This window comes from Campylobacter sp. CFSAN093259, from assembly GCF_012889985.1.
Lineage (GTDB): Bacteria > Campylobacterota > Campylobacteria > Campylobacterales > Campylobacteraceae > Campylobacter_D > Campylobacter_D jejuni.
Map to the genome: position 1 here is coordinate 370429 of NZ_CP040617.1, position 11865 is coordinate 382293.

Consider the following 11865-nt stretch of genomic DNA (forward strand, 5'->3'; position numbering starts at 1 on the left):
TTATGGAAAATCAAAAAAATGAATTTGATGATATTATTTTAGAAAAAAGTAATAAAAGTGAAAAAGTAAAAAAAATTCTTTTACGAGTTATTGCTTTAGTTATTTTGTTTTTAGCTATCATGATAGTTATGAAGCTTATTAATGGTAGTGGTGATGAAAATACGCAAAATCAAAGTGTATTGCCAAGTGAACCTATAGCAACTCAAGACAATAACAATGATACTTCTTTTGAAAGTATGCCAATTACAGATAATACTTCAGCAGAAGATCAATTTGAGGCATTAAGAAAACAATTTCAAGATGAACAAAATACAACTCAAAATACAACAACCTCTAGTTCAAATAACAATGATACTACAAATTTTGCTATGCCTGATCAAGAAGTTCCAGCAGAACCAACAGCAACTACTTCAGCAAATACCACTCCACAAGCAAGTACTCCTAAACAAGAAGTAACACAAACTGCAAAATCTAAAGAAGAAGCAAAAAAACAAACAGCTGTAAAAAAAGAAAAAGAAAGTGCAAAACAAACCCCTAAAAAAGAACAAAATGCAAATGATTTATTTAAAAATGTTGATGCTAAACCTGTACATCCAAGTGGTTTAGCATCGGGTATTTATGTGCAAATTTTCTCAGTAAGTAATTTGGATCAAAAATCAAAAGAACTTGCTTCTGTAAAGCAAAAAGGTTATGATTATAAACTTTATAAAACTACAGTTGGAAGTAAAGAAATTACCAAGGTTTTAATAGGACCATTTGAAAAGGCAGATATTGCAGCAGAACTTGCTAAAATCCGTAAGGATATTGCAAAAGATGCTTTTTCTTTTACTTTAAAATGAAATTTTTAGCAGTTATAGGCGATCCTATTTCTCACTCTAAATCGCCTAGAATGCATAATAATGCTATTAAAGCCTTAGGGCTTGATAGCATTTATACACGCTATCATTTAAGAAATGCTAACTGTTTAAGAGAAGATTTTTTTAAATTAGGACTTAGTGGAGCTAATATTACTTTGCCTTTTAAGGAAAAAGCTTTAGATATTGCTGATGTGAAGGATGATTTTGCTAGAAATATTGGCTCTGCAAATACTTTATGCTTAAAAGAAGATAAAATTTACGCTTATAATACTGATGCTTTAGGTTTTTTAGAAGCTATTAAGGATTTTGATAATATAAAAAAAGCTTTGATTTTGGGTGCTGGAGGTACAGCTTTGGCGCTTGCTTATGCATTAAAACAAAAAGGCGTAGAAGTGTATATAGCTAATCGTAGTAAAGAAAGATTTAAAGATTTTTTAGCTTATCCAACTTATCTTTATAAAAACTTGCAAGATTTTGACTTTGATTTGGTTATAAATTCAACTTCTGCTGGATTAAAAGATGAAAATTTACCTTGTGATAGGGAGCTTTTAGATAGAATTTTACCTAAAGCTAAATTTGCTTTTGAGGTAATTTATGGCAGAGAAACACCTTTTTATAGATTGTGTAAAGAGTATCATTTAAAAATTAAAGATGGACTTGATATGCTTTTATGGCAAGGAGTTTTTGCTTTTGAACTTTTTTTTGAAATACAAGATAAAAGAGAGATGATAAAAAATGCAATGCAACAGGCATTGATTTTAAAGTAGAATGATAGTTATTTTTCTTGTATAAGAAAATCTTATTTTTTGTGTGAGAAAGTTTAATTTTCCCACAAGTTTTATCATTCAAATATTTCTACCCCATCTTGATTTTTACTTTGATTATTTTGATTTGTTGAAGATGGATTTGTAGGAATATTTTGTGTAGGCGCGTTTTCAATTGTATTATTTTGATTAGAATTTGTTTGAGGTAAGCTTTCTTCAAAGGTAGCATCGCCATCAAAACTATTAAAACCACTGTTTGTATTAGGTATAGTTTTGCCTATGTCTGTTGCTTTTGGTAGATTGTTATAAAGTGTATTTAATGTATTTTTATAAAAAGCTAAAAAACTTTTATCAATTTCAAAAGCAGGTTGCTCTAAACCTTTATTGAGTTGAGTTGGTACGGTAGAGATAGTAGTTTTAAACATATTAACCCCATCATCATTTTTAATAGGATAGTTAAGCGCAACTAAAGAATCTAGTTTAGTGCTACTTGAAAGATTGGTTGAATTTTGTGGATTGTGTGCATCTATAAAATCTATTTTACCTTTAAAATTTATACCTAAATTGGATTTTACATAATCTCCACTCATAAAATTGTTTGTTTTTTGTACATTTTTTTCTTCCGTATAAATACTGATTGAACTTTTAAGAGTGTAGTCTGGATTAGTAGTAACTATTTTATAGCCTTTTAGTTGAGCGATGGTTTTGATCTGCTCTTCTAAATTTTGTTTTAAAAGATCAATTTCTTTTTCTATGCGAATTTTAAGCACTGAATTTTCAAAATAATCAGAATAATTGTTATTTTGTTCTATATTAATAGGCACAAGAGCAATGCTTACTCCAGAATCAATAGGTTCAACCTTTGTTGGAACTTGGGGTTTAAAATTTGGCATAGAAACATTGACAAAATTACTACTTGTACCCCCACAAGCTGCTAAAATTAACATACTACTAGCAAGTAAAATATATTTTTTCATTTTTTACCTTTATTTAATGTGTTTGTGTTAATTATAGCAAGTTAAAGTTTTTTTGTTATATTTTTATAAAAGAAAATTAGGAAAGATATATGGAATTTTGGCAGCATATTTATTCAAATTTTAATGTTATAGCTTTTAGCATCTTTGGTTTAAAGGTGCATTGGTATGGCATTATGTATGTTATAGCTTTGCTTTTGGCTTTGCTTTTGGCTAAATTTTTTGTAAGAAAATTTCAACTAGACATTAATGAAAAACATTTGGATAGTTATTTTATATGGGTTGAAATAGGGGTTATTTTAGGTGCAAGACTTGGATATATTTTGATTTATGATGCAAATACTATGTATTATATTACTCATCCTTGGCAAATTTTTAATCCTTATATTAATGGTGAATTTGTAGGTATTCGAGGTATGAGTTATCATGGAGCAATTATAGGATTTTTGATAGCTACTTTATTGTTTTGTAAAAAATATAAAACAAATCCTTGGATTTTTCTTGATTTGGTTGCTTTAAGTGTTCCATTGGCTTATGTTTTTGGTCGTATAGGAAATTTTTTAAATCAAGAGCTTTTTGGTCGCATTACAAATGTGCCTTGGGGAATTTATGTTGATGGAGTATTGCGCCATCCATCGCAACTTTATGAAGCATTTTTAGAAGGTATTGTTGTTTTTATTATAGTTTATTTAGCAAGATTTAAGCAAAGCTTTCAAGGGGAATTGATTCTTGTGTATGCTGGTGCTTATTCATTGGCAAGATTTATATGTGAATTTTATCGCGAGCCTGATTTTGGTATAGGTTTTGTTTTATGGGGTATGAGTATGGGGCAAATTTTAAGTTTTATAATGTTTATAACAGCTTTGTTAGTTTATATTTGTATAAAGTTTAAAAAAGTAAATATTTAATCTATCTTAAAGACTTTTGTAATATAATGAAATGGATTTTTTTTAATTTCTTTTTACAAAGGAGTAAAGATGCGTGAGCTTATCGAAGGTTATTTGGGTAAGAGCATTGAGGGCAAAAAAAGTAAAATGCCTGCGAAATTAGACTTTATCCAAAGTGCTTCAGGGCTTTTTTTAGGTCTTTTTATGTGGGTGCATATGCTTTTTGTTTCTACAATTTTAGTCAGTGAGGATTTTTTTAATTCTGTAGTGCATTTTTTAGAATTAAAATTTGTTTACGATAATCCTGTTATGAGTTATCTTACTTCATTTTTAGCCGCCTGTGTTTTAGTGGTTTTTTTCGTTCATGCTTTACTTGCAATGAGAAAATTTCCTATTAATTACCGTCAGTATCAAATACTAAGAACACACAGTAAAAAAATGAATCACAGCGATACTTCGTTATGGTGGGTTCAAGCTTTTACAGGTTTTATTATGTTTTTCTTAGGTTCTGCTCATCTTATTTTTATTGTAACCAATGCAGATAAAATCAGCGGCGATATGTCAGGAGATAGGGTTGTAAGTCATTTTATGTGGCTTTTTTATGCTGTTCTTTTAGTCTGTGTTGAACTTCATGGAAGTATAGGGCTTTATAGACTTTGTGTTAAATGGGGTTGGTTTGAAGGAAAAAATGTAAAAGAAAGTCGCAAAAAGCTTAAAACTGCTAAATGGATAATCAGTATTTTCTTCCTAGTTTTAGGTGTGTTAAGTCTTGCAGCATTTATAAAAATAGGTTATGAAAACTACCAAAATCAAACCCAAACTACTGCGATGATAAAAAACTACAATGGAGCAAATTATGAATATACAATATAGTGATGCTTTAGTAATAGGCGGAGGATTAGCAGGTCTTAGAGCGGCTATTGAAGTAGCAAAGAGTGGCCAAAGTGTAACACTTTTAAGTATTTGTCCAGTGAAGCGTTCTCACTCTGCAGCGGTGCAAGGAGGTATGCAGGCAAGTTTAGCAAATGGGGCAAAAGGTGAGGGTGATAATGAAGATCTTCACTTTGCAGATACAGTAAAAGGAAGTGATTGGGGCTGTGATCAAGAAGTAGCAAGAATGTTTGCTCAAACTGCGCCAAAAGCAGTGCGTGAGCTTGCGGCTTGGGGTGTGCCTTGGACTAGAGTTACTAAAGGTCCAAGAACTGTTGTAATCAATGCACAAAAAACTGTGATTGAAGAAAAAGAAGAAGCGCACGGGCTTATTAATGCTAGAGATTTTGGTGGAACTAAAAAATGGAGAACTTGCTATATCGCAGATGCAACAGGGCATTGTATGCTTTATGGTGTAGCAAATGAAGCTATTAAACATCAAGTAAAAATTATTGATAGAATGGAAGCAGTAAGAATTATCCATGATGGTAAAAAATGCTTAGGTGTGATCGCTAGAGATTTAACTAATGGACAACTCATTGCTTATATTGCAAGAGGAACCATGATAGCAACAGGGGGCTATGGTAGAATTTATAAACAAACTACAAATGCGGTAATTTGTGAAGGAACAGGTGCAGCCATCGCTCTTGAAACAGGGCTTTGCAGACTTTCAAATATGGAAGCAGTGCAATTTCATCCAACTCCTATTGTGCCAAGCGGTATTTTGCTTACTGAGGGCTGTCGTGGTGATGGTGGAATTTTACGCGATGTGGATGGATATCGTTTTATGCCTGATTATGAACCAGAGAAAAAAGAACTTGCAAGCCGTGATGTGGTAAGTCGTAGAATGATGGAACATATTCGTAAAGGCAAAGGTGTAAAAAGCCCTTATGGGGATCATTTATGGCTTGATATTTCTATACTTGGAAGAGCTCATGTGGAAAAAAATCTCCGCGATGTACAAGATATTTGTAAAACTTTTAATGGTATTGATCCAGCAGATGAGGGTCCAAAAGGTTGGGCGCCAGTTCTTCCAATGCAGCATTATTCTATGGGTGGAATTAGAACTAAACCAACGGGTGAAAGTCAATGGTTAAACGGACTTTTTGCTTGTGGAGAAGCAGCTTGCTGGGATATGCACGGATTTAATCGTTTAGGTGGAAATTCATGTGCTGAAACTGTTGTAGCAGGTATGATAGTGGGAGATTATTTTGCAGATTATTGTAAAAATAATGGTGAAGTAATTGACACAAATGTAGTAAAAGACTTCTTAACTAAAGAGTATCAATATTTAAAATCTTTAGTAGATAAAGAAGGTAAACATAATGTTTTTGAAATCAAAAACAGAATGAAAGAAATCATGTGGGATAAGGTGGCCATCTTTAGAACAGGTGAAGGTTTGAAAGAAGCAGTAGATGAACTTGAAAAACTTTATAAAGATTCTCAAGACGTTAAAGTACATTGTAAAGAACTTGATTGTGCAAATCCAGAGCTTGAAGAAGCGTATAGAGTGCCAAGAATGTTAAAAATAGCACTTTGCGTAGCTTATGGAGCGCTTTTAAGAACAGAAAGTCGTGGAGCGCATTATAGGGAAGATTATCCAAAAAGAGATGATTTAAATTGGATGAAAAGAACCAATACTTTTTGGGTAGAAGGCGAAACCTTACCACGCATAGAATACGAAGAGCTTGATATTATGAAAATGGAAATTCCACCAGCATTCCGTGGATACGGAGCCAAAGGAAATATTATAGAAAATCCTTTAAGTGAAAAACGCCAAGCTGAAGTGGATGCAATACGTGAAAAAATGGAAGCTGAAGGCAAAGGTCGTTATGAAATTCAAAACGCTTTAATGCCTTATGAATTACAAGCTAAATATAAAGCACCAAACCAAAGAATAGGAGTTGATTATGAGTAGAAAATTGACAATAAAGGCATTTAAATATAATCCTTTAAGCAAAATTTCTAAACCACATTTTGTGACTTACGAGCTTGAAGAAACTCCTTTTATGACGGTTTTTGTATGTTTGACTTTGATTCGTGAAAAAATGGATGCGGATCTGAGTTTTGACTTTGTTTGTCGTGCAGGGATTTGTGGATCTTGTGCGATGATGATTAATGGAGTGCCAAAACTTGCTTGTAAAACTTTGACTAAAGATTATCCTGATGGAGTGATAGAGCTTATGCCTATGCCCGCATTTAGACATATTAAAGATTTAAGCGTGAATACAGGAGAGTGGTTTGAAGACATGTGTAAACGCGTTGAAAGCTGGGTGCATAACGAAAAAGAAACTGATATTTCTAAACTTGAAGAACGTATTGAGCCGGAGGTTGCGGATGAAACTTTTGAACTTGATCGTTGTATAGAGTGTGGAATTTGTGTAGCTTCTTGTGCAACTAAACTTATGCGTCCAAATTTCATAGCTGCTACAGGACTTTTAAGAACAGCTAGATATTTACAAGATCCGCATGACCATAGAAGTGTGGAAGATTTTTATGAATTAGTGGGCGATGATGATGGTGTTTTTGGTTGTATGTCATTGCTTGCTTGCGAAGATAATTGTCCTAAAGAATTACCTTTACAAAGTAAAATCGCTTACATGAGAAGACAACTTGTCGCTCAAAGAAATAAATAAATCTTTCCCCTTTTTAAGGGGAAGATTATGAAAGAATTATTCCAAAAAATTTGGCAAAATGAACTTCAATTTTTAAATTTTGATGCTAAATTTCAAGATAAAAACAAACTTAATACGGCCGAGTGCGCGATTATTTTAAGTGTCAATAAAGACAATTATGAAAGATATTTTCTCTTAAAAGAATTTCAAGAGCTTTGCAAAAAAATTGATTTAAGAGTGGATATTTTTAGTATACAAAATGCTCAAATTTGTATTTTAAATTTTTTTAAATCAGGCTTTATTTCAAAGCAAGATTTGCTTAAGGCTCTAAAAATTTTAGAAAAAATTTCAAAAAATACCGAAATGCTTGATTTTATTTCACAAGAAAAAGTTCAAAGTATAGATCAAAAAGCTTTATTTCAAAATGATTTTAAAGAATTAAACACCATTAATTTAGAGCTTCAAAAGCTAAGTTTTGATGAAAATTTAAAATCAAGACTTCAAAAAACTTTGGAAAAATTTCAAAATTTAGAGTTTAATATAGCCATCACTGGCGTGATGAATGCAGGAAAATCAAGCCTTTTAAATGCTCTTTTAAAAGAAGATTTTTTAGGGGTTTCAAACATACCTGAAACAGCTAATTTAACAGTATTAAGCTATGGTAAGAGTGAAGAAGCAAAGATATATTTTTGGGATAAAAAAGAATGGCAAAATATACTTGAAAGTTCGCACTTTAATGCAGATTTAAAAGAATTTATTGACAAGCTGGATAAGAGTGTAAATATAGAGGATTTTATCAAGGATAAACCTTTAATACAAAATATCGCACTTTGTGAACTTAAAAATTTCAGTTCAGCTAAAAATAAAATTTCAGCTTTAATTAAAAAAATAGAAATTAAAAGTCATTTAGATTTTTTAAAAAATAATATTTCCATAGTTGATACTCCAGGGCTTGATGATGTTGTAGTTCAAAGAGAAATTGTTACAAATGAGTATCTTAGAGAAAGTGATTTTTTAATTCATTTAATGAATGCTTCTCAAAGCTTAACTCAAAAAGATGCAGACTTTTTAGTGCATTGTCTTTTAAATTCAAGGCTGAGTAAGTTTTTAATTGTTTTAACTAAAGCGGATTTGTTAAGCAAAAAGGATTTAGAAGAAGTCATTGTTTATACCAAAGAAAGCTTAAAATCAAGACTTGTGGATTTAGATGAAAATTTGGTTGAAAAGATTGATTTTTTATGTGTGAGTGCTAAAATGGCAAGTGATTTTTATAAGGGTTTAGCACCTAAGGAAAGTTTGCAAAAAAGTGGTATGCAAGAATTTGAAAACTATCTTTTTAACGAGCTTTATGCAGGAGAAAAAAGCAAGATTGCCTTAAGAGCTTACAAAAAAGAATTACATTTGGAACTTAAAAATATTCTAAGCAAATATGAAATGCAAAATCGTCTTATTAAGGAGAATAAACAAGGTGTAAGTGAAGAAAATCAAAAGCTTTTACTTGAACTTCAAAAGCAAAATATCTTATTAAAAGAAGCACAAGATGAAATTTCAAATTCCATTGTAAAACTTAAAAATATAGATAATGGTATAGATAATCTTGTTTTACTTTTGGCTAAAAAATTAAAAGAACGCTTGATAGATGAGTTTAAATATTTAAAAAATAATGCACAAAAGCTTAATCTTTCTCGTATTTTAAATATAGTTGATATTACTACAAAAGATGGGATTAATGATATTTTAAGAGAAATTAAATTTGAAAATATTAAAAAAATCGAGGAGCTTAAAACAAATTTGTCTTTAAAATATGATTTTTTAAAAGATGATTTTGATAATGGTTTTGAAGGTTTTAAAGATGGAATTTCAAAAAATATAGATAGTATTTTTCAAAGTGAAAAATTTGCACTTTTAAGATTGAAAATTGAAAAATTAAGCAATTTAAAATCAGATTTATATGAGCTTGAAACGAATTTAGATATGGTTATTTTTGATACTTTTAAAGAATTTAAAATGAGCGAAATTTTAAATTCTTTAAATATCAATGGAGCATTTTTTGAGTTTTTAAATGATAAATTAAAACATTATGAAAAAAATCAAAAATCAAAATTAGAAAGTCTTGAAAAAGTTTTACAGAGTCTGAAAAATCAAGATATTAATATTTTAAATTCTTTTGAAGAAAATTTAGAAAAAATTGAAAAATTAAAACAACTTGAAATGGGGCTTTTAAATGCAGATTAATCTTTTAAATGATTTTATAAAAGCCTATGAAAATACTTATAGTGTGAGTTTTGATGATAGTTTTAAAGGGCGTATTCAAGAGCTTTGCAAGGAACTTAATGAGCCTTTTATGCATGCAAGTTATGCTTTAGAAAATGAATTAAAAGAGCTTGTATTTTCTTTGGATAAGAATGTTAATATCGCTATTATAGGGCAGTTTTCAAGTGGTAAATCAAGTTTACTAAATTTGATCTTGGGGTGTGATTGTTTGCCTACGGGTGTTGTTCCTGTTACTTTTAAACCTACTTTTTTACGCTATGCAAAAGAATATTTTTTAAGAGTAGAATTTGAAGATAGAAGTGATATTATCACAAATATAGAAAAATTAGCCTTTTATACGGATCAAAGAAATGAAGTAAAACAAGCAAAAAGTTTGCATATTTTTGCACCTATTCCTTTACTTGAAAAAATCACTCTTGTAGATACTCCGGGTTTAAATGCAAATGAAAATGATACTTTAACAACTCTTGATGAGCTTAAAAATATTCATGGAGCGATTTGGTTAAGTTTGATTGATAATGCAGGCAAAAAAAGTGAAGAAGATGCCATAAAAGCAAATTTAGAACTTTTAGGAGAAAATAGCATTTGTGTATTAAATCAAAAAGATAAATTAAACACAGAAGAGCTAGATAATGTTTTAAATTATGCAAAAAGTGTATTTTTAAAATATTTTGATGAGCTTATTGCCATTTCTTGCAAAGAAGCTAAAGATGAGCAAAGCTATGAAAAATCTAATTTTCAATCTTTGCTTGATTTTTTAACTCAGCTAGATACAACAGCTTTAAAAGAAAAATTTGTTAAAAGAAAAATTTTAAATTTATGCGAAATTTTAGAAGATGAAAACCAACTTTTTGTAGGTATTTTTGATCGTTTATTAAATCAATTTCAAAGTTATGAAAAGCATTTACTTTTAGCGTATGAAAATTTTTTAAAAGAGATTGAAATTTTAAATCATCAGATTTTAGAACAGCTTAAAAGCATTAGCGAAAGAATTTCTAGTGAAATTTTTGCAAGTGTTAAGGAAAAAGATGCTTATTTTTACAAAGAAAGCAAAGGATTTTTAAAGAAAGATTTATACACAAGATATGATTATAAAGTGCCTTATATTTCAAGCGACGATGCTTTTTTGGCGATGTTTTACAATAGTGATGTAATGAGTAAAGAGTTTAAAAAAATCAAAAATGAACTTTATAAATCTTTTGAAGAAATCAAGATGAAATTAAAAGATTTTATAAACATACTTGAGAGAGAAATTTTGCTTTTTAAAGCAGAATTTTCAAACATACAAAAAGATCACATTTTCCAAAGTGATAAAAATTTTAGTGAATTAAGAGCTTTTTGCAATGCAAGTGATGAGTACTTTTTGAAAGATTTTAAGGAGCTTTTATTTAGAAGTATTTTAGAGCTTGATTTATTTTTTGAAAAATTAAATCTTAAGGCTTTTACAAATTATGAAAATGCTACGAAACTAAGCCTTGCATTTTTTAGTCGTAAAATCAATGAAAGTCGTGTTCTTTATGAGCTTGATAGTTCTGAATTTGTACTTTTTTATCCTAAAAAAAGTGAAATTTATGAAAGAGTTTTAAATGAATTAAATGTTTATGAGTTTGAAGCTTTGCTTATTAATAAACCTATTTTGACAAAAATTGCAAAAAATTTTTTAGAACAAAGTCAAATTTTAATCCAAGAAAAAAGTAAATTTTTAGATCTTAAAAAAGCAGAACTTCGAAAAAGAAGAGCACAGATTTTAAATGTTAGAGAAAGTATAAAGGAAGATTAATGAGAATATTTTTAACTTTATTTTTATTTTTTAATTCATTATTTGCATTAAGTGAGCTAGAAGAGGGTTTAAAACTTTACGAGGCAAATAAATTTGATAAAGCTTATGAAATTTTTAAGAATCTTTGTGAAAAAGATATTTCTAAAGCTTGTTTTTCTTTAGCTTTTATGCATGAAAGTGCTAAGGGCGTGAGTAAGGATTTAAATCAAGTTTATAAATTTTATGATAAAGCTTGCAAATTAGGTTTAGCAAATGCGTGTTCTAATATGGCTTTGCTTTTGCAAAATCAAGGTTATAAAAATGAAGCTCTTTTGGCTTTTAATAAAGCTTGCACTTTAGGAGAATCGTTAAGTTGTAATAATATAGCTTTATTTTATAAAAAAGAAAAAGATGGACAAATGGCCTCAAGTTTTTATAAAAGATCTTGTGACTTAAAAAATGCAAGAGCTTGTTATCAGTTAGGATCTTTATATGATAAAGGAGAGCTTGTTAAAGCAAGTGTAAAATCTGCTCTTGCTTTTTATTCTAAATCTTGCACTTTAGGTTTTGGTGAGGCTTGTTATTTGCTAGGACGCTATAATCAACTAGAAAAACAAGATCTAACAAAGGCAAAAAGATATTTTGGTATGGCTTGTGATCAAAAACATCAAGAAGCTTGTGCAGCTTATAAAGAACTTAATTCTAAAGATATAGAGCTTTATTAAAAGTTCTATTTTCATTACTTTCAAAGATATACTTAAATAAAATTAAGAATAACACAAAATTTATCGCTTTTTAAAGTTAA

Annotated in this window: 10 protein-coding genes; 9 read left to right on the top strand and 1 reads right to left on the bottom strand. The window is 29.7% G+C overall.

Features of this window, described 5'->3' with window-relative positions:
- The first annotated feature begins 2 nt into the window (after nucleotides 1-2).
- Both FBF20_RS01955 and FBF20_RS01960 read left to right on the top strand, forming a co-directional pair.
- Nucleotides 3-839 carry an SPOR domain-containing protein gene (locus FBF20_RS01955; RefSeq protein WP_002864776.1) on the top strand — a complete coding sequence of 279 codons (837 nt, stop codon included), beginning with the start codon at nucleotides 3-5 and terminating at the stop codon, nucleotides 837-839.
- Nucleotides 836-1624, top strand: a complete 789-nt coding sequence (locus FBF20_RS01960; protein WP_002858718.1) for a shikimate dehydrogenase — start codon at nucleotides 836-838, stop codon at nucleotides 1622-1624. The genes FBF20_RS01955 and FBF20_RS01960 overlap by 4 nt, the downstream gene beginning before the upstream one ends.
- A gap of 74 nt (nucleotides 1625-1698) precedes the next feature.
- Here the strand turns inward: FBF20_RS01960 and FBF20_RS01965 are convergent, their stop codons facing one another.
- Nucleotides 1699-2598 carry a membrane lipoprotein lipid attachment site-containing protein gene (locus FBF20_RS01965; protein ID WP_168952594.1) on the bottom strand — a complete coding sequence of 300 codons (900 nt, stop codon included), beginning with the start codon at nucleotides 2596-2598 and terminating at the stop codon, nucleotides 1699-1701.
- Between the two features lie 89 nt (nucleotides 2599-2687).
- On the opposite strand from FBF20_RS01965, the gene lgt reads away from it, so the two are divergent.
- The 7 genes from lgt (at nucleotide 2688) to FBF20_RS02000 (ending at nucleotide 11785) form a co-directional block, all read left to right on the top strand.
- Nucleotides 2688-3503, top strand: a complete 816-nt coding sequence (gene lgt, locus FBF20_RS01970; RefSeq protein ID WP_002854600.1) for a prolipoprotein diacylglyceryl transferase — start codon at nucleotides 2688-2690, stop codon at nucleotides 3501-3503.
- A gap of 69 nt (nucleotides 3504-3572) precedes the next feature.
- Nucleotides 3573-4355 (top strand): fumarate reductase cytochrome b subunit, encoded by a 783-nt coding sequence (locus FBF20_RS01975; RefSeq protein ID WP_002854660.1) that lies wholly within the window; start codon nucleotides 3573-3575, stop codon nucleotides 4353-4355.
- Nucleotides 4339-6330: a fumarate reductase flavoprotein subunit gene (locus tag FBF20_RS01980; protein WP_002854193.1), complete on the top strand. Its 1992-nt coding sequence runs from the start codon at nucleotides 4339-4341 to the stop codon at nucleotides 6328-6330. Before FBF20_RS01975 ends, FBF20_RS01980 begins: the two co-directional genes overlap by 17 nt.
- Complete coding sequence (locus FBF20_RS01985; RefSeq protein ID WP_002854302.1) at nucleotides 6323-7048, top strand: fumarate reductase iron-sulfur subunit; 726 nt, start codon at nucleotides 6323-6325, stop codon at nucleotides 7046-7048. The genes FBF20_RS01980 and FBF20_RS01985 overlap by 8 nt, the downstream gene beginning before the upstream one ends.
- 27 nt (nucleotides 7049-7075) lie before the next feature.
- Complete coding sequence (locus FBF20_RS01990; protein ID WP_002889904.1) at nucleotides 7076-9262, top strand: dynamin family protein; 2187 nt, start codon at nucleotides 7076-7078, stop codon at nucleotides 9260-9262.
- On the top strand, nucleotides 9252-11081 hold the full coding sequence (locus FBF20_RS01995; protein ID WP_002875093.1) for a dynamin family protein: 1830 nt from the start codon (nucleotides 9252-9254) through the stop codon (nucleotides 11079-11081). The genes FBF20_RS01990 and FBF20_RS01995 overlap by 11 nt, the downstream gene beginning before the upstream one ends.
- A complete protein-coding gene (locus FBF20_RS02000) occupies nucleotides 11081-11785 on the top strand; it encodes a tetratricopeptide repeat protein (protein WP_168952595.1) in 705 nt (234 codons plus the stop codon). Before FBF20_RS01995 ends, FBF20_RS02000 begins: the two co-directional genes overlap by 1 nt.
- Nucleotides 11786-11865 lie beyond the last annotated feature (80 nt).

Excerpts from the sequence above, each read along its gene's own strand:
- FBF20_RS01960 (WP_002858718.1), top strand. The coding sequence starts at position 836 with ATGAAATTTTTAGCAGTTATAGGCGATCCTATTTCTCACTCTAAATCG.
- FBF20_RS01995 (WP_002875093.1), top strand. The coding sequence starts at position 9,252 with ATGCAGATTAATCTTTTAAATGATTTTATAAAAGCCTATGAAAATACT.
- FBF20_RS01985 (WP_002854302.1), top strand. The coding sequence starts at position 6,323 with ATGAGTAGAAAATTGACAATAAAGGCATTTAAATATAATCCTTTAAGC.
- FBF20_RS01980 (WP_002854193.1), top strand. The coding sequence starts at position 4,339 with ATGAATATACAATATAGTGATGCTTTAGTAATAGGCGGAGGATTAGCA.
- FBF20_RS01955 (WP_002864776.1), top strand. The coding sequence starts at position 3 with ATGGAAAATCAAAAAAATGAATTTGATGATATTATTTTAGAAAAAAGT.
- FBF20_RS02000 (WP_168952595.1), top strand. The coding sequence starts at position 11,081 with ATGAGAATATTTTTAACTTTATTTTTATTTTTTAATTCATTATTTGCA.
- FBF20_RS01975 (WP_002854660.1), top strand. The coding sequence starts at position 3,573 with ATGCGTGAGCTTATCGAAGGTTATTTGGGTAAGAGCATTGAGGGCAAA.
- FBF20_RS01990 (WP_002889904.1), top strand. The coding sequence starts at position 7,076 with ATGAAAGAATTATTCCAAAAAATTTGGCAAAATGAACTTCAATTTTTA.
- FBF20_RS01965 (WP_168952594.1), bottom strand. The coding sequence starts at position 2,598 with ATGAAAAAATATATTTTACTTGCTAGTAGTATGTTAATTTTAGCAGCT.
- lgt (WP_002854600.1), top strand. The coding sequence starts at position 2,688 with ATGGAATTTTGGCAGCATATTTATTCAAATTTTAATGTTATAGCTTTT.